Annotated in this window: 21 protein-coding genes; 11 read left to right on the forward strand and 10 right to left on the reverse strand. The window is 60.2% G+C overall.

Annotation, left to right across the window (positions count from 1 at the left end):
- Window positions 1–20: 20 nt before the first annotated feature.
- Window positions 21–1,502 carry a mannuronan synthase gene (gene alg8, locus BLQ55_RS01140; protein WP_371128509.1) on the reverse strand — a complete coding sequence of 494 codons (1,482 nt, stop codon included), beginning with the start codon at window positions 1,500–1,502 and terminating at the stop codon, window positions 21–23.
- Window positions 1,503–1,602: 100 nt separating this feature from the next.
- Window positions 1,603–2,919: a nucleotide sugar dehydrogenase gene (locus BLQ55_RS01145; protein ID WP_092251883.1), complete on the reverse strand. Its 1,317-nt coding sequence runs from the start codon at window positions 2,917–2,919 to the stop codon at window positions 1,603–1,605.
- A 472-nt stretch (window positions 2,920–3,391) separates the two neighbouring features.
- Between BLQ55_RS01145 and BLQ55_RS31130 the strand changes: the two genes are divergently transcribed.
- Window positions 3,392–3,634: a hypothetical protein gene (locus BLQ55_RS31130; protein WP_139208025.1), complete on the forward strand. Its 243-nt coding sequence runs from the start codon at window positions 3,392–3,394 to the stop codon at window positions 3,632–3,634.
- A gap of 95 nt (window positions 3,635–3,729) precedes the next feature.
- On the opposite strand, the gene yaaA is transcribed toward BLQ55_RS31130, so the two are convergent.
- Window positions 3,730–4,509: a peroxide stress protein YaaA gene (gene yaaA / locus BLQ55_RS01150; protein ID WP_092204114.1), complete on the reverse strand. Its 780-nt coding sequence runs from the start codon at window positions 4,507–4,509 to the stop codon at window positions 3,730–3,732.
- Between the two features lie 310 nt (window positions 4,510–4,819).
- Here yaaA and BLQ55_RS01155 point away from each other — a divergent pair, with 310 nt between their 5' ends.
- The 6 genes from BLQ55_RS01155 to BLQ55_RS01180 all read left to right on the forward strand — a co-directional run bounded on the left by BLQ55_RS01155 (window position 4,820) and on the right by BLQ55_RS01180 (window position 10,111).
- Window positions 4,820–5,944 (forward strand): polysaccharide deacetylase family protein, encoded by a 1,125-nt coding sequence (locus BLQ55_RS01155; RefSeq protein ID WP_092204113.1) that lies wholly within the window; start codon window positions 4,820–4,822, stop codon window positions 5,942–5,944.
- Between the two features lie 336 nt (window positions 5,945–6,280).
- Window positions 6,281–7,675 (forward strand): PhoH family protein, encoded by a 1,395-nt coding sequence (locus BLQ55_RS01160; protein WP_092204112.1) that lies wholly within the window; start codon window positions 6,281–6,283, stop codon window positions 7,673–7,675.
- Window positions 7,676–7,916: 241 nt separating this feature from the next.
- Window positions 7,917–8,390: a cyclic pyranopterin monophosphate synthase MoaC gene (moaC, locus tag BLQ55_RS01165; protein ID WP_092204111.1), complete on the forward strand. Its 474-nt coding sequence runs from the start codon at window positions 7,917–7,919 to the stop codon at window positions 8,388–8,390.
- Window positions 8,387–8,629, forward strand: a complete 243-nt coding sequence (gene moaD, locus BLQ55_RS01170) for a molybdopterin converting factor subunit 1 (protein WP_092204110.1) — start codon at window positions 8,387–8,389, stop codon at window positions 8,627–8,629. The genes moaC and moaD overlap by 4 nt, the downstream gene beginning before the upstream one ends.
- A 3-nt stretch (window positions 8,630–8,632) precedes the next feature.
- Window positions 8,633–9,085 carry a molybdopterin synthase catalytic subunit MoaE gene (moaE, locus tag BLQ55_RS01175; RefSeq protein ID WP_092204109.1) on the forward strand — a complete coding sequence of 151 codons (453 nt, stop codon included), beginning with the start codon at window positions 8,633–8,635 and terminating at the stop codon, window positions 9,083–9,085.
- Between the two features lie 249 nt (window positions 9,086–9,334).
- Complete coding sequence (locus tag BLQ55_RS01180; RefSeq protein WP_092204108.1) at window positions 9,335–10,111, forward strand: ABC transporter substrate-binding protein; 777 nt, start codon at window positions 9,335–9,337, stop codon at window positions 10,109–10,111.
- Window positions 10,112–10,238: 127 nt separating this feature from the next.
- On the opposite strand, the gene BLQ55_RS01185 is transcribed toward BLQ55_RS01180, so the two are convergent.
- The 5 genes from BLQ55_RS01185 to BLQ55_RS01205 all read right to left on the reverse strand — a co-directional run bounded on the left by BLQ55_RS01185 (window position 10,239) and on the right by BLQ55_RS01205 (window position 15,518).
- Window positions 10,239–10,865 (reverse strand): helix-turn-helix transcriptional regulator, encoded by a 627-nt coding sequence (locus BLQ55_RS01185; protein WP_092204107.1) that lies wholly within the window; start codon window positions 10,863–10,865, stop codon window positions 10,239–10,241.
- 87 nt (window positions 10,866–10,952) lie between these two features.
- The gene (locus BLQ55_RS01190; RefSeq protein ID WP_092251885.1) at window positions 10,953–12,080 is read right to left on the reverse strand and encodes an NAD(P)/FAD-dependent oxidoreductase; all 1,128 of its coding nucleotides are present in this window, start codon (window positions 12,078–12,080) and stop codon (window positions 10,953–10,955) included.
- A 148-nt stretch (window positions 12,081–12,228) separates the two neighbouring features.
- Complete coding sequence (locus BLQ55_RS01195; RefSeq protein WP_092251887.1) at window positions 12,229–13,176, reverse strand: ornithine cyclodeaminase family protein; 948 nt, start codon at window positions 13,174–13,176, stop codon at window positions 12,229–12,231.
- 123 nt (window positions 13,177–13,299) lie between these two features.
- Window positions 13,300–14,763: an ATP-dependent RNA helicase RhlB gene (rhlB, locus tag BLQ55_RS01200; RefSeq protein ID WP_092251889.1), complete on the reverse strand. Its 1,464-nt coding sequence runs from the start codon at window positions 14,761–14,763 to the stop codon at window positions 13,300–13,302.
- 98 nt (window positions 14,764–14,861) lie between these two features.
- Window positions 14,862–15,518 carry an alpha/beta hydrolase gene (locus tag BLQ55_RS01205; RefSeq protein ID WP_092251891.1) on the reverse strand — a complete coding sequence of 219 codons (657 nt, stop codon included), beginning with the start codon at window positions 15,516–15,518 and terminating at the stop codon, window positions 14,862–14,864.
- Window positions 15,519–15,990: 472 nt separating this feature from the next.
- On the opposite strand from BLQ55_RS01205, the gene BLQ55_RS01210 reads away from it, so the two are divergent.
- From BLQ55_RS01210 to BLQ55_RS01225, 4 genes are all read left to right on the forward strand, one after another.
- Entirely contained in the window at window positions 15,991–17,022 is a 1,032-nt protein-coding gene (locus tag BLQ55_RS01210) for an amino acid ABC transporter substrate-binding protein (RefSeq protein ID WP_060740792.1), read from the forward strand.
- Between the two features lie 65 nt (window positions 17,023–17,087).
- Window positions 17,088–18,269, forward strand: coding sequence for an amino acid ABC transporter permease (locus tag BLQ55_RS01215; protein ID WP_092204103.1), 1,182 nt, complete (start codon window positions 17,088–17,090; stop codon window positions 18,267–18,269).
- Window positions 18,270–18,279: 10 nt separating this feature from the next.
- Window positions 18,280–19,377, forward strand: a complete 1,098-nt coding sequence (locus BLQ55_RS01220; RefSeq protein WP_092204102.1) for an amino acid ABC transporter permease — start codon at window positions 18,280–18,282, stop codon at window positions 19,375–19,377.
- A gap of 11 nt (window positions 19,378–19,388) precedes the next feature.
- Complete coding sequence (locus tag BLQ55_RS01225) at window positions 19,389–20,153, forward strand: amino acid ABC transporter ATP-binding protein (RefSeq protein ID WP_003205299.1); 765 nt, start codon at window positions 19,389–19,391, stop codon at window positions 20,151–20,153.
- Between the two features lie 60 nt (window positions 20,154–20,213).
- On the opposite strand, the gene BLQ55_RS01230 is transcribed toward BLQ55_RS01225, so the two are convergent.
- Window positions 20,214–20,696 (reverse strand): type II toxin-antitoxin system MqsA family antitoxin, encoded by a 483-nt coding sequence (locus BLQ55_RS01230; protein ID WP_092204101.1) that lies wholly within the window; start codon window positions 20,694–20,696, stop codon window positions 20,214–20,216.
- A complete protein-coding gene (locus tag BLQ55_RS01235) occupies window positions 20,693–21,004 on the reverse strand; it encodes a type II toxin-antitoxin system MqsR family toxin (RefSeq protein WP_092251893.1) in 312 nt (103 codons plus the stop codon). Before BLQ55_RS01235 ends, BLQ55_RS01230 begins: the two co-directional genes overlap by 4 nt.
- Between the last annotated feature and the right edge of the window lie 23 nt (window positions 21,005–21,027).

The following is a 21,027-nucleotide window of genomic DNA, read 5'->3' on the forward strand; positions in this document are numbered from 1 at the left end:
GTTAATTCATTCAAGTCCGGTCAGACCATCGTCAGCAGCACGGCGACAAAAATGCTGCCGGCGGAGAAGGTCATGGTCCGAGACGACCAAGTGTTGAACCAACGTTGAAAGCTGGCGAGATCACGGGTCAGTGAGGTGGGCTGGCGAGTCCAGGACTGCTGGTCAAGGCGGAAGAACACGTAGATCTTCACCAACGCGCCGACGATCTGGTTGTAATAGAGAATCGCCGGGTAGGCGGGGCCGATCCGGTGACCGGAGCACGACAGCAGCAAGGTCAGGATCAACCGTGTGATGCCGATCCACAGCAGGTACACCAGGATGAACGCGGTGCCGTATTTGAAGCTGGCGATCAAGGCCACGGTCAAGCCCAGCAGCGAAGTCCACATCGACACGCGCTGGTCGAACAGCACCACCGAGGTGAACAGGCCCAGACGGCGCAGGCCCAGGCCCAGGGCCCGGGAGTTCTGCCGCAGGTTGTTGCCGTACCAGCGGAACATCAGCTTGCGGCTGGCCTTGATGAAGCTCTTCTCCGGCGGATGCTCGACGGTGTTGATCGCCGCGTCGGGCACGTAGAACGTGTCGTAGCCCAGGCGCATCAGGCTGAACCAGCTCGACTTGTCGTCACCGGTCAGGAACTTGAAGCGGCCCAGGCGCCAGTGTTGCAGCGAGTCGCTTTCCACGTCGGCGATGAAGTCCGGGTTGGTGACCACGGTGGCGCGGAACACCGACATGCGCCCGGTCATGGTCAGCACGCGCTTGGACAAGGCCATGGAGCACATGTTGATGTGCCGCTGGGCGAAGCGCAGTTTGTGCCACTCGCTCATGATGTAGCCGCCGCGCACTTCGCAGAACTCGTTGGTGGTCAGGCCGCCGACGTTGCCGAACAGCTGGAACCACGGCACGGTCTTGCGCACGACGCCTTCGGCGAGCACGGTGTCGCCATCGATCACGGCGACCACGGCGCGGTCGTCCGGCAGGTGGCGGGAGATGGCGCGGAAGCCGTAGGCCAGGCCGTCACGCTTGCCGGTGCCAGGGATACGCACGAAGTCCAGCTTGACTCGCTCAGGCGGGTTCATGCGGGTCCAGAGGCTCTTGACCAGCAATTCGTCGGACATTTCCACGATGGAGCAGACCACGGTGGTGGGCAGCCCGCAGTCGATGGCCTCGCGGATCACCGAGCCATACACCTGGGCAGTGGTCAGCGCATCGATCCGGAAGCTGGTGACCATCAGATACACGTGGGACGGATCCGCCGCCTTGCCCAGCTTGCGGACCTTGCGGCGCAGGTGTGGGTAGACGATGTACAGGAAGATCATGCCGCGCACGAAATGCGTCGCTCCCATGGAGTAACGCCAGATGCCCACGGCGCCGATCAGGAAGATGAAGTCCTTGGATTCGGAGTCGAACGTGGACGTGGGCAGCGCCATGGCGATGCCCATCAATAAACTCAAGTAAAACAGCCAACCGGCGGCCTGAAGCAGGCCGTGCTTTAGCCTGTGCATAATCTGCATCCGTCTCTATCTCGGGCGGGCCTTGTGGGCGGCCCGATGGGTTAAGGCAGGCGAAAGGCCGGCCGGGGCATGCCCCGGCCGGCAAACAGACTTACCAGCAGATGCCTTCGGTCCGGCCACTCGGATTGGTGGCCTTGGACATGAAGCCGACCAGGTCGATGACCTGCTTGCCTTCCGGTACGTTTTCGGTCAGCGCGCGGAACTTCTCGTCGCGGTTACCCAGGATGATGATGTCGGAGCCGTCGATCACCGAGTCGAAGTCGGCGTTGAGCAAGGACGAGACGTGAGGAATCTTCGACTCGATGTAATCCTTGTTCGCACCGTGGACGCGGGCGTATTCGACGTTGCTGTCGTAGATCTTCAGGTCGAAACCCTTGCCGATCAGCATTTCCGCCAGTTCCACCAGCGGGCTTTCGCGCAGGTCGTCGGTGCCGGCCTTGAAGCTCAGGCCCAGCAGGGCGACCTTGCGCTTGTCGTGGCTGGAAACGATGTCGAAGGCGTTTTGCACCTGGGACTCGTTGCTGCGCATCAGCGAGTTGAGCAGCGGCGCTTCCACGTCCAGGGCGCCGGCGCGGTAGGTCAGGGCGCGAACGTCCTTGGGCAGGCAGGAGCCGCCGAAGGCGAAGCCTGGGCGCATATAGTACTGGGACAGGTTCAGGGTCTTGTCCTGGCAGACCACGTCCATCACTTCACGACCATCGACGCCGACGGCCTTGGCGATGTTGCCGATCTCGTTGGCGAAGGTCACCTTGGTGGCGTGCCACACGTTGCAGGTGTACTTGATCATCTCGGCGACGGCGATGTCCTTGCGGATGATCGGCGCATCGAGCTCTTCGTACAGCGACTGCAGGACGTCGCCGGAGGCGGTGTCGAACTCACCGATAACGGTCATCGGCGGTTGGTCGTAGTCCTTGATCGCGGTGCTTTCACGCAGGAACTCAGGGTTGACCGCGACACCGAAATCGACGCCGGCTTTCTTGCCGGAGCAGTCTTCGAGAATCGGGATGACAACGTTTGCCACGGTGCCCGGCAATACGGTGCTGCGAACTACGATAGTGTGGCGGGTGGTCTTGTCACGCAGGACAAAACCGATCTCGCGGCACACCGCTTCGATGTAGTTCAGTTCCAGGTCGCCGTTCTTTTTGCTCGGTGTACCGACGCAGATCATCGACAGGTCAGTATCGCGAATCGCCTCGGCGAAGTTGGTCGTGCCGCGCAGTCGGCCAGTTTGAATGCCTTGCGCCAATAGCTCACCAAGACCCGGTTCAACGATCGGCGATTTACCGGCGTTGATCATGTCGATTTTGTCTTTGGCGACATCCACGCCAACTACATCATGGCCCCGTGCAGACAGGCAACCGGCACATACTGCACCGACGTAACCCAAACCAAATATGCTAATGCGCATCGCATTTACCTCTGTTTTCACGCCATTAAATGGCCGGAGTTAATAGTGTTCAGCGGTCATCGAGCACTCGGAAGTGTGGAATGCAGGCGCCACAGTGCCGTGTGCAGGCATACTAAGTTCCGAGTGTCTAAATAAGTGCACTCAAGTTGTGCGCAAAGCGGCCTAGTTGTTATGACCTGCCCTGTTATGCAGCCAGTCCCTGTAAATCAAGAACGCTCGTGCAAAAAGTCTCTCACCTCCGATTCCTGGCAAAAGCCCACAAAATCAGAAGCTTGTGTGCTCGGGTGAGCACGTTATAGGGGCGCAGCCTTGGCCTTGTAGGGGATAGTAATGGTGCGTTATCTCCTGTCCTTTATAAGATGGATCCAGATAGGCGACCGTTTCGCTAAATTGCCATGACAACTTGGTTACTTGGATCGACAGCCTGTGTAAGTCATCTCTTACACGCTCCGTGAGAATCGTTACGGGTGGTATGAGCCGTGCAATTTCACATAGTTCCGATCCGCTCATCGCGATTTTCGAAATTTTTCGAAATATTATCCAAGATGGCACTGCCCTCAATATGATGGCACTTGCCGTTTCATCCTTTATTAATGGGGAGTTAGGAGTGGTAGATGGTTTTGTGCCACTACCTATAAAAAATTTCGGTGCCACTACGCAAAAAACTGACGAGTGTCGAGTGAAAGAAAAGTTAGAGGGGGAGTGGGGCGATTAATTGACGTCATGAAACTGGCGAAACAGGCGGGGAACTAAGATGACAGATCGGGGCTTGATCGAAGCCCCCGATCAGGGGCGATATAAGGTTATGCCTTATTCGGGAGCATGATCGCGCAAGAACACTAGTTTGTCCTGGCTCGACTGTAGTGCATTGAAGCGATAACCCTGAACATCGAATTGGCGGAGTGCCGCAGGGTCGTTGATACGCTCTTCAATGACGAAACGACTCATCAGGCCCCGGGCCTTTTTGGCGTAGAAGCTGATGATCTTGTACTGGCCATTTTTCAAGTCGCGGAATTCGGTATCGATGACGCGCGCTTTCAGTGCGCTGCGCTTGACCGCCGAGAAGTATTCATTGGACGCCAGGTTCAACAGGACGTCATCGCCTTGTTCGGCCAGGGCTTCGTTCAGCCATTCGCTGATGCGCGTGCCCCAGAAGGCATACAGGTCCTTGCCGCGGGCATTGGCCAGCTTCGTGCCCATCTCCAGGCGATAGGGTTGCATCAGGTCCAGTGGGCGCAGCAGGCCATAGAGCCCCGAGAGCATGCGCAAGTGCTGCTGGGCATAGTCGAAGTCGGCTTCGCCAAAGCTTTGCGCATCGAGGCCGGTGTACACGTCACCCTTGAAGGCCAGCAGCGCCTGCTTGGCGTTGGCTGGGGTGAACGCTGGCGTCCAACTGCCGAATCGCGCGGCATTGAGGCCGCCGATCTTGTCAGAGACGTGCATCAGTTCACTGATCTGTGCCGGCGAGAGTGCGCGCAGTTGTTCGATCAGTTCCTGGGAGTGATCCAGGTACTGCGGCTGGGTAAAGCGCGCGGTGGCCGGCGGTGTTTCGTAATCGAGGGTCTTGGCGGGGGAAATCACCATCAGCATGCAATCGTCTCCTTGAAGGTTCGGCGATTCTAGGGGGTTGTCCGGGTGGACTCCAGCTATCGAGGCAATAGGTGATGGATGGGGCGAGCATTGATGGGCTTTTGTGGCGAGGGGGCTGTGGGAGCAAAGCTTGCTCGCGATGAACGATGACGCAGTCTCGCAGCTGGACCGTGTCGCCTGAATCACGGCAACCTCATTAATCAGATTGATTCCACTGTTGTTGGGGCTGCTGCGCAGCCCAGCGGGGATAAATCCCCTCGTCACAGATCGGCTATGATGCCGCGCGGGTTTCGTTATGGAGACATCCCTTTTGCGCATCGCCCTTGTGTTATCGGCCTGGCTGTTGAGCTTCGGCGCCCTCGCGGCGCCCAACGACGTCGCCACCCTGGACCGCACGACCTGGCCGGAACAACTCACCAGCCCGACGCTGTTCGACGTGGCCTCGCGGGCCGAGATCCTGATGTTCGCCCGGGGCTTGCTGGACGTCGATGCCATGGACGAAATCGCGCTCAAGCAGTACCTGGGGCTGCGCACGGTCAATATGGTCGCGATCGACGCTCTTCGCGCCCGGCTGTGGCAACGGTTGCTGAGCAACTACAACTTCGCCCAGCGCAGTTGCGATCAGGATGCGTCCTTCTGTTACCTGGTCGAGGACATGGCGACCCTGCGTGAAGAGGCCCGCAGGTTCCATCTCGATGACGACTCCTACTACATCAAATGGGCGGCACCGAGCCAGATCTTTCATACGCAATATCGTGATGAACTGCTACGTAAGGCCGCGCTTTTCCCGCAAACCAGCAGTGAAATCGCCCGTTTTGGCGAATACGAGCGCAACGGCGAGGAGATGAACGACCGGCTGTTCCTGTTGACCTTCGACAGCGCCGCCAACGTCGTGCCGGACAACACCCCGTGGCTGACCGACTACCTGCGCAAGGCGAACATGAACGGCACCTTCTTCGTGCTGGGCAAGGACATCCAGGCGCGGTTGGAAGAGCGCTCGGTCAACAGTCTCCAGATGTTGTATGCAGGGCAGTGCGTAGGTGTGCAGGGCTGGGAGTTCCGTTCCCACAGTCATTGGCAGGACTGGCAAGACTCGGTCCGGCGCAGTGTCGAGCTGGTCAAGGGCAAGCTGCCCGAAAATTATGTGCCGTTGTTCCGGCCGCCCCAAGGTCAGCGGCGTGGCGATGCCGAAGGGTTTTTCCGACAGCAGGGCCTGCAGGTGGCGCTGTGGGACATCGATCCCCAGGACAGCGGCAATCGGCTCAAGCCTGAGCAAAGCGCCCAGCGTGTGCTGACCCTGATGCTGCTGTGGCGCCACGGGGTGATCAATTTCAACGCCAAGCAGGATGGGGTGAAAACGGCGATGCCCTGGCTCATGGCGCAGACGGCGCAGAGCGGGATCGGGTGGGCGGACTGTCAGGAGGCGTTTCGCTGAAACCGGGAAAGGCCCGGAAACATTGGGGAAGGAGGAAAATCCGGGACAGATTCATGACAACCGGACTTCCGACTTTAACGGCGCGACGGCGGTACGCCAAGGGTTATTCGTCACTCTGAAAAATAAACTTCAAAAAAGCGTCAAAGTGCTTTTTCCTGTCATGGTTTTTGGAGTATCAAGAAGTCAGACCGCCGAAACCTGCAACACAGGTGGCGTCTTCCAAGACCCAGATTGTGTGCAGTTCACCTGAACCCTCGCGGGTGGATTCGGTGGCTACCTCGAGGCGCAGCACTGTCACGGTATTGCGTCGAATGGCCCCCACATAGGTGACCGAGTATGGATGACCACGGACGTAGCCTTTCCTCCAACCAGCCAATCCTCTATGTACTCGATACCAACGTATTGATCCACGATCCAAACGCGCTCCTGAACTTCGAAGAACACCACGTCGCCATCCCGATGACCGTGCTTGAGGAGCTGGACAAGCTCAAGAGCGGGCACCACAGTGTTGCGGCCGAATGCCGGCAGGCGATCCGCCTGATCGACAAGACCCTGGGGGATGCCTCCCCGGAAGACGTAGAGCTCGGCGTGCCGATCCAGCGCGGTAAAAGTGGTCCCAAGGGCTTGCTTTCGATCCTGATGAGCAAGCGCACCGAACCCAACCTGGTGCTGCCCGAACACCTGAACGACAACATCATCATCAACCAGTTGATCGACCTGCACGCGCGCAACAAGGACCAGTCCGTGGTGCTGGTGACCAAAGACATCAACATGCGCCTCAAGGCCCGCGCCTGCGGGATCGCGGCGGAGGACTACAGCACCGACCAACTGGTTGACGACGTTTCGCTGTTGCCCAACGGCTACCACACCATGACCGGCTCCTTCTGGGACCGTGTGAGCAAGGTCGAGACTCGCCAGGACCATGGCCGCACCTGGCACCAGGTGCAATTGATCGACAACCTGCCGGCCGTGCACATCAACGAGTTCATCATCGACGAACAAGGCTTCGTCGGCTGGATCAAGGAAATCCAGGTCGACAAACTGCTGATCCTCGACCTGCACCAGGAACCGCTGCTGCACCAGGAAGCCTGGGGCCTCAAGCCTCGCGACATCTACCAGAGCCTGGCCCTGTTCGCCTTGCTCGACCCGGATATCCACCTGGTCAACCTGTCCGGCGCCGCCGGTTCCGGCAAGACCATCCTGGCCCTGGCCGCCGCCATCGAGCAGACCATGGTCAGCAAGCGCTACCGGCGCATCATCGCCACCCGCAGCGTGCAGGGCCTGGACCAGGAGATCGGTTTCCTGCCCGGCACCGAGGCGGAGAAAATGGAGCCATGGCTGGGGGCGATCACCGACAACCTCGAAGCCTTGCACATGGATGACGAAAGCACCCATGGCAGCGTCGACTACATCCTCAGCAAAGTGCCGTTGCAGTTCAAATCCCTCAACTACATTCGCGGGCGCAGCTTCCAGCAGAGCCTGATCCTGATCGACGAATGCCAGAACCTGACCCCGCACCAGATGAAAACCATCATCACCCGTGCCGGCGCCGGTTCCAAAGTGGTGTGCCTGGGTAACCTGGCGCAGATCGATACCCCTTACCTGTCCGCGACCAGCTCCGGGCTGACCTACCTGACCGAACGCTTCAAGGACTTCCCCAACGGGGTCCACATCACCCTGCAGGGCGTACCGCGCTCGATCCTGGCCGAATACGCCGAATCCCACCTGTAACCCAACCGGGCGGCCTTCAAGCCGCCCGGTTTTTTATGGCGCTAACGAGAACCCTGTGGGAGCGAGCCTGCTCGCGATGGCGACGCATCAGCTAAACATCGCTGTCTGACACACCGTTATCGCGAGCAGGCTCGCTCCCACAGGGATCCACAGTGTCTGGCAAATTGCAGGTGCGACAATCAACCCTGCCGGAATCTGACCCACAGGTTTACAATCAAGGCTCCCGATCAGGAGTAACCCTGTGCTGACCCATCTCGATTCCCAAGGTCGCGCCAACATGGTCGATGTGACCGACAAGGCCGTGACGTTCCGTGAAGCCACGGCCGAGGCCTTTGTGCGCATGTTGCCCGACACGCTGCAGATGATCGTCAGCGGCGGTCACCCCAAGGGCGATGTGTTCGCCGTCGCGCGCATCGCCGGTATCCAGGCCGCGAAAAAAACCAGCGACCTGATTCCGCTCTGCCATCCGTTGCTGCTCACCAGCGTCAAGGTCGAGCTCACGGCCGAAGGAGAGGAGCGGGTGCGCATCGTCGCCCGCTGCAAGCTGTCGGGCCAGACCGGCGTGGAGATGGAAGCCCTCACCGCCGCCAGCGTTGCGGCGCTGACCATCTACGACATGTGCAAGGCCGTCGACCGTGGCATGACCATCGAAGGCGTACGGGTGCTGGAAAAGCTCGGCGGCAAGAGCGGCCACTTCCAGGCGGATGCATCATGAACATCACTGTGAAGTTCTTTGCTCGTTACCGTGAAGCGCTCGGCGTGGATTCGATCAGGGTAGAAGGCGAGTTCGCCACGGTCGACGATGTGCGCGCGCTGCTCGCCCAGCGCGACGGAGCCGAGGTGCTGACAGAGCAGAACCTGATGTGCGCACGCAACGAAGACCTGTGCCAGCTCGACGAGCCCCTGGCGGACGGTGACGAAGTGGCGTTCTTTCCTACCGTGACCGGAGGTTGAGCCGTGGCGATTCGTGTGCAGGCCGAACCGTTCGACCCGGGCGTCGAAGTCAACGCGATGCACGCCGCCAATGTCGGCGTGGGGGCGGTGGTGAGCTTCGTCGGTTACGTGCGCGACTTCAATGACGGCCTTGATGTGTCCGGGCTGTTTCTGGAGCACTATCCGGGCATGACTGAAAAGGCCTTGGGCAAGATCGCCACCGAGGCCGAGCAGCGCTGGCCGTTGCTCAAGCTGGAAGTGCTGCACCGCATCGGTGCCCTGGAACCGGGCGAGCCAATAGTCTTCGTCGCGGCCGCCAGTGCTCATCGCCAGGCGGCGTTCGACGCCTGCGCCTTTGTCATGGACTACCTCAAGACCCGTGCGCCGTTCTGGAAAAAGGAAAACACCGTCGACGGCCCGCGCTGGGTTGAAGGGCGGGACAGTGATCATGCGGCGGCGGATCGCTGGAAGCAGTAAGTCCCCCTGTAGTTTTTCGCAAGTCATGAGTCCGTCATCGCGAGCAAGCTCGCTACCACAGGGGATCCTTGATGCATAAAGATCCAGTGTGGGAGCGAGCTTGCTCGCGATGAGGCCATCAGCCACCCATCACATCCCCCCGCCCGCCGATTGACGATGTGTACATTAAAGTCCAGTATGGATTTATAAGTACAAGTAGCCGCGTCCACCTTTCTCTGCCAGACCAACAACAACCCGCGAGAGAACATCATGAGCAAATTCCCCCTCATCACCGGCCTGGCCTTGAGCCTGTTGGCCTCCAGCAGCCTGTTCGCCGCTGAGAAAACCTTGCGCATCGGCATCGAGGCAGCTTATCCGCCGTTCGCTTCCAAGACCTCGGAAGGGAAAATCGAGGGGTTCGACTACGACATCGGCAATGCCCTGTGCGCGCAGATGGAGGTCAAGTGCCAATGGATCGAGGGTGAGTTCGACGGGCTGATTCCGTCGCTCAAGGTGAAGAAGATCGACCTGGCGCTGTCGTCCATGACCATCACCGAAGAGCGCAAGAAGTCGGTGGATTTCACCCACAAGTACTACTTCACCTCCTCGCGCCTGGTCATGAAGGAAGGGGCGGTGGTCGATGATCAGTACGCCAGCCTCAAGGGCAAGACCGTGGGTGTGCAACGGGCCACCACCACCGACCGCTACGCCACTGAAGTGCTCGAACCCAAGGGTGTGACGGTCAAGCGCTACAGCAACAACGAAGAAATCTACATGGACCTGGCGTCCGGTCGCCTGGACGCGGTTTTCGCCGATACCATCCCGCTGGAAGACTTCCTGTCGATGCCCCGTGGCAAGGGTTACGCGTTTGTCGGTCCCGAACTCAAGGACCCGAAATACGTCGGTGAGGGCGCCGGTATCGCGGTGCGCAAGGGCAATACCCAACTGGTGGCGGACTTGAACAAGGCCATCGATGGGATTCGGGCCAATGGGAAGTACCAGGAGATCCAGGCCAAGTATTTCAAGTCGGATATCTATGGCGACTGACTGATCGTTATCGCGAGCAGGCTTGCTCCCACAGAGGATTGGTGTCGTACACGATATCTGTGTGCAATGAGATCAAATGTGGGAGCGAGCTTGCTCGCGATGAGGCCAGACCAGGCAACTCAAAACCTCAGCTCTTCAACTCCTTCAAATGCTTGTACACCGTCGCCCGTCCCATGTTCAGCACATTAGCCACATAGTTGGACGCGCTCTTGCCCTTGAAGGCGCCTTCGGCATGCAGCGCCAGCACCAGCTCGCGTTTGTGATCGCGGGTCAACAGGTTCAGGCTCAGCTGACGCTCGCGCATCCAGGCGTGGAGGAAGGTGTTGATCCGTTCCTGCCAGTCATCGCGAAACAGTGAATCCGGCTGGGGAATCAACTTGCCCGGCGACAGGAACAAATCCAACGCGGCCTTGGCATTCTCGAACAGCGAAATATTCAGGTTGATGCACAGCACCGCCAGCGGATGACCGTGGGCGTCGCGCAGGACGCTGCTGAGGCTGCGAATTTTCTGTCCGTCCCAGTTCAGTTTCTCGTACGGCCCGATGTTACGTTCGTTGACGTCCTCACTGAGCATGTCTTCCAGGGACGAGTCATCGCCAATTTCGCGCTTGGACAGGTTATTGGCGATGTAATCGACTTTCTGGCTGCGCAGGTCGTGCAGCACCACTTCGGCGTGGGGATAGAACAGCGTGGCGATGGCGTCGGCGATGGTGCGGAAGTTTTCCAGCGCCGGATCGGATGGCGAAGCGGTCATGACAGGGCTCCAGGCAGCGTCAGCGCCCCGTGGAACAGGGGCGCGGGAAGTGTGCCGCAATCGTGGCGATGCGTCACGCCGGTTGGCTCACCCCAAGCGCTTGGGGGAGAGCATGGCGCTGCTCAGGCCGAAACGGGCCAGGGCTTCGGGCAGCGGTTCGCCACGCACCAGCGCCGCGCTGGCCTGGCCCATGGCCGGTGACGTCTGGATGCCGTAGCCGCCCTGGGCCGCGACCCAGAACAGTCCGGGCACCTGTGGATCGAAACCGGACACCAGGTCACCGTCGTGGACGAAACTGCGCAATCCGGCCCAGGTGCGGGTCGGGCGGCGGATGGTCAGGGTGGTGGCTTCTTCGATCTGGTAGATGCCCATGGCGATGTCCAGCTCTTCCGGCTGAACGTCGTGAGGCTCCACCGGGTCGGCGTTCGCCGGCGAGCCGAGGAACATGCCGGCGTCGGGCTTCATGTAGAAGGATTCGTCCAGGCTCACCAGCATCGGCCAGTCATGGATATCCACGCCTTCGGGGCCGGCGAAGATGAAGGCCGCACGCCGCTTGGGTTGCAGCCCCAGCTTTCGGGCACCAGCCAGGTCGGCCACCTGATCGGCCCAGGCACCGGCAGCGTTGATCACGATGGGGGCGGTGAAGCGTTGGCTGGCTGTCTTCACCTGCCAAAGTCCCTGGTCGTCGCGGCTCAGGCCCAGCACTTCGCTGTCGGTGTGCACTGCACCGCCATTGCGGCGAATACCGCGCAAGTAGCCCTGGTGCAGGGCGTCGGTGTCGATGTCGCAGGCCGTCGGGTCATGGATCGCCCCGTGGACCTTGTCCCGCCGCAGGATCGGCAGCCGCACACAGGCTTCATCGGCGCTGAGCAGTTGCATCTGTGGCACCGTGGCCTTGGCGCTCAGGTACTGGTTGTTCAGCTCGGCCGGGTCGCCGGTGAAATCCACGGTCATTTCGCCCCGAGGACTTAGCAACGGGTGCTCGCAGAAACTGGCCGGCGGGGCATCGAAAAAGTCCCGGCTGGCCTGGGTCAGCGCCCGCACCTGCGGGGTGCCGTAGGCGGCGGAGTACAGCGCCGCCGAACGTCCGGTGGAGTGATAGGCCGGATGGGACTCGCGTTCGAGCACAATCACCCGGCCATGGGGCGCCAGCCAGTAACCGGTGGAAGCACCGGCAATGCCGCCGCCGATGATGATGAAGTCTGCTGAGGTCATGAAGCTCTCCTGTAGAGCACATTGCCGGGTGTTAGTGCAGCCCTGTGGGAGCGAGCCTGCTCGCGATAGCGGAGTGTCAGCCACATATATTTATCCGATAAACCGCTATCGCGAGCAGGCTCGCTCCCACAAGGGAAACTGGGGTGTGTCAGGTGCGAAGTCGGTACAGCGCATTCGCCAGCGCAACATCCTCCAGCCCCAGGCCGATGGAGCGGAAGAACACGTGGCGTTGGTAATCGGGACGCGCCACGTGTTCGCTGAGCAATTCAGGCAAGTCGCCGACGATGCGCGACGCCTCCCAGCCGTGCTGTTCGCCGGCGATCAGCATTTCACCGGCCGAGCCCGGGGTGGTCTGACGATAGTCGCAGAACACGTCCATGTCGTTGAGGCGCTGGGGCGGTATTTCGTGGGCGCGTGGGGCGTTGGTGCTGATGGAAGTGATCAGCGCCGGTTTGTCCAAGGTCTGCGGGTCGAGCACGGCTTTGGCGGACGAAGTGCAGAGCATCACCACATCGGCGTCGTGCAGCGCCGCTTCGAGGGTGTCGGCGATGTGCAGGCGCGGGTCCAGGCCGGTGAGCGAGGCACGTTCCTGTGCCGACTTGGTTTTCAGGCCTGGCGAGTAGAGGCGGATGCCTTGCCAGTCCCGCAGGTTCTTGACGTAGTGCACGTGCGCCTGGGCCACCGCGCCGCTGCCGATGACCGCCAGGCGCCTGGCGTTGTGCGGGGCGAGGGCATCGACGGCGACGGCGGTGGTGGCGGCGGTACGGGCGGTGGTCAGCTCGGCGGCGTCGCAGAGCAGCAGCGGATGGCCGGTCTGCATCGACATCAGCAAGGTCCAGGCGGTCACCAATGGGCCTTGCTCGCGCACGATATAGGGCGAAGTCTTGACCCCATAGACCTGGTCTTGCGCCAACACGCCCAGGTAGTTGATGAAGTCCCCGGCGCCTTGGGGAAACACCACCCATTGTTGGGGCGGTTGCACCGCTTGCCCGGCCGCCAGATCACGAAACAGCTGGCGCAGGATGTGCGGCACGTCGATTTGCCCGAGCAGTTCACTGACTTGGGCTTGGGTCATCACATAGGGCGTGCTGGGCATGGAGGCTCCGGGTACTTTGTAAACTAATTTGTCCATTATGGACTTTTAGTTTAGTCGAGCAATATCCCGAGGCAAAAAAAAGCGCAGCCTGTCCTGGCTGCGCTTTTTGCTCTGTGGAGACGGTTAAGGGCGCTTGCGCTCGACCGGTCGCAACAGGTGGGTCGGTGGCATTTCACAACTGATCTTGCGCCCCAGCAACGCCTCGATCGACGGCAACTGGTAGGAGTCGTCTTCACCGGCGAAGCTGATCGACACCCCGGCGGCCCCGGCACGCCCGGTACGACCGATACGGTGCACGTAGTCGTCCGGGACTTCCGGCAGGGTGAAGTTGATCACGTGGCTGATACCGTCGATGTGGATACCGCGACCGGCCACGTCGGTGGCAACCAGCACGCGGATCTTGCCCTCGCGGAAACCTTCGAGGGTCTTGATGCGCTTGTGCTGGGGCACGTCGCCCGAGAGCTGGGCCGCGTTGACGCCATCGCGCACCAGGCGTTCTTCGATGCGCCGCACTTCGTCCTTGCGGTTGGCGAACACCATCACGCGCTCCCAACCGTTGTCGTTGACCAGGTTGTAGAGCAGCTTGTACTTGTCGGCACCGGCGACTGCGTAGATATGTTGTTCGACGTTTTCGCTGGCGACGTTCTCGGCTTCGATCTCGACGATGGCCGGGTCGGTGGTCCACTGCTTCGCCAGGTTCATCACGTCCTCGGTGAAGGTGGCGGAGAACAACAGGGTCTGGCGTTCGCTTTTGGGGGGCGTCTGGCGAATGATCTGGCGCACTTGCGGGATGAAGCCCATGTCGAGCATGCGGTCGGCTTCGTCCAGTACCATCACTTCGACCATGTCCAGGTGCACGTCGCCGCGCTGGTTGAAGTCCAGCAGACGGCCCGGCGTGGCGACCAGGATGTCGCAATGACGGGCTTCGAGGTGCTTGAGCTGCTTGTCGAAATCCATGCCGCCCACGAACGTCATGACGTTCAGGCCGGTGTACTTGGTCAGGTCGGCGGCGTCCTTGGCGATCTGCACCACCAGCTCCCGGGTCGGCGCGATGATCAGCGCCCGTGGTTCGCCCATGTAGCGCTCCTTGGGCGGCGGGGTCTGGAGCAACTGGGTGATGATGGAAATCAGGAACGCGGCGGTCTTGCCGGTGCCGGTCTGGGCGCGACCGATGGCGTCCTTGCCGGCGAGGGTGAAACCCAGCACCTGCGCCTGGATCGGCGTGCAATACGGGAAACCCAGGTCCTGGATGGCATGCATCAGTTCCGGGGCGAGCTTGAAGTCGTGAAAGCGCGTCTTGCCTTCCTGGGGTTCTACGACGAAGTCCTCGAGTTTCCAGGCGACGACCGGCGGTTTCGGTGCGCGTTCGCGGCGCGGCCGGGGGGCTTCGTTGCGTGGTGTCTCGGGCTCGGGGGGCGTAACAGGCTGGGCGACGGGTTCTTTTTTCGCCTGTGCGACGGGGGCCGTCCGGCGCGGTTGTTGCGCATCGGTACGGCTCGGGCCGTGGGTCGGCGCAGTGGAGCCAGGCGCGAGTTGCTCGGCCTCGCTTTTACCGAACATCTTCTTGAGTGCTTTGAGCACGGTCATCTCATCGATTGGTTAAGGAATGTACGCCGGCCAGTGTAATGCAAGAAACGGGCGCGGCGTAGTGGGATCGTCAAAGGACCGGCGTGGCGTTTGGCCTCTTAGCGCAACCGTTCGGCCAGCCAGGTGCCGATGTCATGAATCTCCTCGGGTAACACTTCGTGGCCCATTGGGTATTCCTGCCATGTCACGGTGACACCATGCTGCTTCAAATACTCTTTTGCGGTCCGGCCCATCGGGTTGAGTACCACTTCGTCGTATTGGCCGTGCAGGGCCAGGACCGGAATGCGTTGCTGGCTGGCCGACAATTGCAGTTCATCGCTGAACGTCGGTGCATAAGTAGACAGCGCGATCACGCCGCCCAGTGGCCCCTGCCATTTCACGAAGGCGGTGTGATAGACCACCGCGCCTCCTTGGGAAAAACCGGCGAGGAAAATCCGCGAGGCGTCTATTCCGCTGGCTCGCTGGGTTTCGACCAGGTCCATGACCCGTTGCGCCGAGGCTTCGAGTTGTTGTTCGTCAATGGCCCGCGCCGGGCTCAAGGCGCGGATGTCGTACCAACTGGGCATCTCATAGCCGCCGTTGATCGTGACTGGCTGGGTTGGCGCCTGGGGTAGAACGAAACGTGTGGTGAGCAGTTTTTGCTGCAGCATTTCGGCCACCGGCAGGAAATCATAACGATCGGCGCCCAGGCCGTGGAGCCAGATAACGCACGCGTCAACAGTGCCGCTGGGCTCGAGAATCAAGGGGTCGGTCATGGTTGTGCTCCAAATCTGTGCGGGTGCGCCCAATCAGTGCGTGATTACAGTGCGCTCCCGGTGCCTCAGTTAATTAGATGTCGCAAAGTTGAAAGTTTTTGTCTTGACGTGTTCTACATGGCCTAAGCGCAGCGGTCTGGTACGGGCTTTGCTATGGGGTTGCTGAGTGATGATTCTTACGCTGCGCGGTAACACTATCAGTTAGACGCGCCGCATGGGATATCAGAAATCCGGTGATGAATGTTCGCCAGTAGCCGCTACGGGCTTCGCGAACGTGAAGGGCTACAGCCCGTTCGGCCGATTGGTGAGAGATGGGCATGACCACTGTTTACGGACATCCTCATTATTAGACTCATAGCGAAGGTCCAGACGTCGGTTGACCCTAAAAAAAGCCAACAAGGGTCGGCAATGCCTCAAAAGGGTGCGACAGGACTCGAGCTCCGACACAACAAGAGCAAAACTGGAGGTTTGAATGAAGTTACTGAAATCCACCCTGGCAGTCGTGACTGCGGCAGCAGTACTCGGTGTCAGCGGGTTCGCTCAGGCGGGTGCAACCCTGGATGCCGTGCAGAAGAAAGGTTTTGTGCAATGTGGTGTGAGTGATGGTTTGCCGGGTTTCTCGGTGCCTGATTCGACCGGCAAGATCGTCGGTATCGACGCTGACTTCTGCCGTGCCGTTGCCGCTGCGGTATTCGGCGATGCGACCAAGGTCAAGTTCAGCCAGTTGAACGCCAAGGAGCGCTTCACCGCGCTGCAGTCCGGCGAAATCGACATGCTCTCGCGCAACTCCACCATGACCAGCTCCCGTGACGCGGGCATGGGCCTGAAATTCCCAGGTTTCATCACCTACTACGATGGGATCGGCTTCCTGGCCAACAACAAGCTGGGCGTCAAGAGCGCCAAGGAACTGGACGGTGCAACCATCTGCATCCAGGCCGGTACCACCACCGAGCTGAACGTTTCCGACTACTTCCGCGCCAACGGCCTGAAGTACACCCCGATCACCTTCGACACCTCCGATGAAAGCGCCAAGTCGCTGGAATCCGGTCGTTGCGACGTGCTGACCTCCGACAAGTCCCAACTGTTCGCCCAGCGCAGCAAGCTGGCTTCGCCGAAGGACTATGTGGTTCTGCCGGAAACCATTTCCAAGGAGCCCCTGGGCCCGGTCGTGCGTAACGGTGACGACGAGTGGCTGGCCATCGTCCGCTGGACTGGCTACGCACTGCTCAATGCTGAAGAAGCTGGCGTGACCTCGAAAAACGTCGAGGCTGAAGCCAAATCCACCAAGAACCCGGACGTGGCTCGTATGCTCGGCGCTGACGGTGAATACGGCAAGGATCTGAAACTGCCGAAAGACTGGGTCGTGCAGATCGTCAAGCAAGTCGGCAACTACGGTGAAATGTTCGAGCGCAACCTCGGCAAGAGCACTCCGCTGGAAATCGACCGCGGCCTGAACGCTCTGTGGAACGCTGGCGGCATCCAATACGCACCACCAGTGCGCTGATGGTTCTGTCACCCGGTGGGCCAACCACCGGGTGATGTTCTGTTCCATTCCTTGCGGGGCACTTCATGCAAAATTCAATCGGCGCACCTAAGCAGAGGCTCAGCCTCAGCGATCCACGAGTGCGTGCGTGGGTATTTCAGATCGTCACCATCGTGGCGGTCATTTCGCTGGGCTGGTTTCTGTTCGACAACACGCAGACCAACCTCGCGCACCGGGGCATCACTTCCGGTTTCGGCTTCCTGGAACGCAGTGCCGGCTTCGGCATTGCCCAACACCTGATCGACTACACCGAAGCGGACAGCTATGCCCGCGTCTTTGTCATCGGTTTGCTCAACACGCTGCTGGTGACGTTCATCGGCGTGATCCTGGCGACCATCCTCGGCTTCATCGTCGGCGTGGCGCGGTTGTCGCAGAACTGGATCATCGCCAAGCTGGCAACCGTTTATGTGGAGGTTTTCCGTAACATCCCGCCACTGCTGCAAATCCTGTTCTGGTACTTTGCCGTGTTCCTGAGCATGCCGGGACCGCGAGCCGCCCATAACTTCGGCGACACCTTCTTTGTCAGCAGCCGCGGCCTGAACATGCCTGCCGCGCTGGTGGCCGAAGGGTTCTGGCCGTTCGTGATCAGCATCGTGCTGGCGATTGTCGCTATCGTGCTGATGGCCCGCTGGGCCAACAAGCGTTTCGAAGCGACCGGTGAACCGTTCCATAAATTCTGGGCCGGCCTGGCGCTGTTCCTGGTGATCCCGGCCGTGAGCGCGCTGCTCTTTGGTGCGCCGGTGCACTGGGAAATGCCGGAGCTCAAGGGTTTCAACTTCGTCGGTGGTTGGGTTCTGATTCCTGAACTGTTGGCCTTGACCCTCGCCTTGACCGTGTACACCGCGGCGTTCATCGCCGAAATCGTGCGTTCGGGCATCAAGTCGGTGAGCCACGGCCAGACCGAAGCGGCCCGCTCCCTGGGGCTGCGCAACGGTCCGACCCTACGCAAGGTGATCATCCCGCAAGCCCTGCGCGTGATCATTCCACCGTTGACCAGCCAATACCTGAACCTGGCGAAAAACTCCTCCCTGGCTGCCGGTATCGGCTACCCGGAAATGGTGTCGTTGTTTGCCGGCACGGTGTTGAACCAGACCGGCCAGGCCATCGAGGTGATCGCGATCACCATGAGTGTGTACCTGGCGATCAGTATCAGCATTTCCTTGCTGATGAACTGGTACAACAAGCGCATTGCGCTGATCGAGCGGTGAGGAAACGCGCATGACGACTCATACTTTCAAACCTGACATGCCCCCGCCGAGCAGTAGCATCGGCGTGGTGGCGTGGATGCGCGCCAACATGTTCTCCAGCTGGCTCAACACGCTGCTGACGTTGTTCGCGTTCTACTTGATCTACCTGATCGTACCGCCGCTGCTGCAATGGGCGATCCTCGATGCCAACTGGGTCGGTACCACTCGTGCCGACTGCACGAAGGAGGGCGCCTGCTGGGTGTTCATCCAGCAGCGCTTCGGCCAGTTCATGTACGGCTACTACCCGGTGGACCTGCGCTGGCGCGTAGACCTGACCGTGTGGGCGGCAGTGCTCGGCGTGGCACCGCTGTTCATCTCGCGCTTCCCGCGCAAGGCGATCTACGGCCTGAGCTTCCTGGTGCTGTACCCGATCATTGCCTGGTGCCTGCTGCACGGTGGCGTTTTCGGTCTGGATGCCGTGGCGACCAGCCAGTGGGGCGGCCTGATGCTGACGTTGGTGATCGCCACCGTCGGTATCGTCGGCGCACTGCCGCTGGGTATCGTCCTGGCCCTGGGCCGGCGTTCGAACATGCCGGCGATCCGGGTGGTCTGCGTGACCTTCATCGAGTTCTGGCGCGGTGTGCCGTTGATCACGGTGCTGTTCATGTCGTCGGTGATGCTGCCGCTGTTCCTGCCCGAAGGCATGAACTTCGACAAGCTGCTGCGAGCACTGATCGGGGTGATCCTGTTCCAGTCGGCCTATGTGGCCGAAGTGGTGCGCGGCGGCCTGCAAGCCATTCCCAAGGGCCAGTACGAAGCGGCCGCGGCGATGGGCCTGGGGTACTGGCGCAGCATGGGCCTGGTGATTCTGCCGCAAGCCTTGAAGCTGGTGATCCCGGGTATCGTCAACACCTTCATTGCGTTGTTCAAGGACACGAGCCTGGTAATCATCATCGGCCTGTTCGACCTGCTCAACAGCGTGAAACAAGCTGCCGCCGACCCGAAATGGCTGGGCATGGCCACTGAAGGCTATGTGTTCGCCGCCCTGGTGTTCTGGATTTTCTGTTTTGGTATGTCCCGCTATTCCATGCATTTGGAACGCAAGCTGGACACTGGCCACAAGCGTTAGGAGCGTAGTTTATGAGTGAAGCGATCAAACAGCCTGTGAGCCCTGAAGGCATTATTCAGATGCAGGGCGTCAACAAGTGGTACGGCCAGTTCCACGTGTTGAAAGACATCAACCTGAACGTCAAGCAGGGCGAGCGTATCGTGCTGTGCGGCCCGTCGGGCTCCGGCAAGTCCACCACCATCCGCTGCCTCAACCGCCTGGAAGAGCACCAGCAGGGTCGCATCGTGGTCGACGGCGTGGAACTGACCAACGACCTCAAGCAGATCGAAGCGATCCGCCGTGAAGTCGGCATGGTGTTCCAGCACTTCAACCTGTTCCCGCACCTGACCATCCTGCAGAACTGCACCCTGGCGCCGATGTGGGTACGCAAGATGCCCAAGCGCAAGGCCGAGGAAATCGCCATGCATTACCTGGAGCGCGTGCGCATTCCAGAACAGGCGAACAAGTATCCGGGCCAGCTCTCCGGCGGTCAGCAACAGCGTGTGGCCATCGCCCGTGCCCTGTGCATGAAACCGAAAATCATGCTGTTCGACGAGCCGACCTCGGCCCTCGACCCGGAAATGGTGAAAGAGGTGCTGGACACCATGATCGGCCTGGCCGAAGACGGCATGACCATGCTCTGCGTGACCCACGAAATGGGCTTCGCCCGCACCGTGGCCAACCGCGTGATCTTCATGGACAAGGGTGAAATCGTCGAACAGGCCGCGCCGAACGACTTCTTCGACAACCCGCAGAACGACCGCACCAAGCTGTTCCTGAGCCAGATTCTGCATTGATCCGGTCTTAGGCAGTGAAATAAACCCGGACGTGTTCCGGGTTTGTTTTTAATGGGCCGCTCAGCAAGCCGTGAGGGTCTCGTGTTCCTTGTGCACCGTCGTTTTGAATTGCCGCAAGTCTGCGTCTTCAGCGAAGGCATGGACATCGGCAAGCAAGTGCGGATAGCGATCAAGCAGGCGCATCAGCAAGACCAACGCCTTGGGTGGCACTACCTCGCCGCGCTCATAGCGGGAAAACGCATTGTGTCCACCGCCCGATAGCAGCAGTACCGCTTCCTTTTGCGATAGATGCAGTTTGCGCCGGACACGTTTGATCTCTTCGCCGATCATTCGCCTGGCCGCGTTGACCAGTTCATCACCTGCGTGGTCGTAGCGATCCGAGCAGCTTGAATCGAGCTCGACTTCGCCGCACATCTGACATTCCCAGCCAGACAAGTCATCGACCCGGCGTTCCAATCCCTTGACGCTCATGGTTTCGCCGCGACCTTCGAAATGCAACATGCCTTCCGGGGCACCACAGCTGAAGCATTGCTGGTGTTTCATGAGTTTTTCTCCTTGAAGGAAACGACCGGTGGGCCTCCGCTGGGGCGGTACGTCACCTTCAGGTAAACCTGCAGACCGTGTGAATTGGCGGGGTAGACGTCATGCCAGACTCGATGATCGTCATGGGGGGGCATCGATTTGTAGAACTGTTTTCGCTCAAGCCCATGGATGACCTGCTGCATGTCCGAGACGTTTAAACCGAGCGTCCGGGCAGTGTTCTTCGCAGTGCTGGTGAAAGCTTTCCCTTTAAGCCGCCTGACATCTGCCTGTATCGCCGCCAAGGCGTAGTGAGGTGTGTTCTTTTCCATGGAACGGTGTGCCTTGTTCTTAA

Origin of the sequence: Pseudomonas sp. NFACC13-1 (genome assembly GCF_900104425.1) — a bacterium.
GTDB classification, from domain to species: domain Bacteria; phylum Pseudomonadota; class Gammaproteobacteria; order Pseudomonadales; family Pseudomonadaceae; genus Aquipseudomonas; species Aquipseudomonas fluorescens_AA.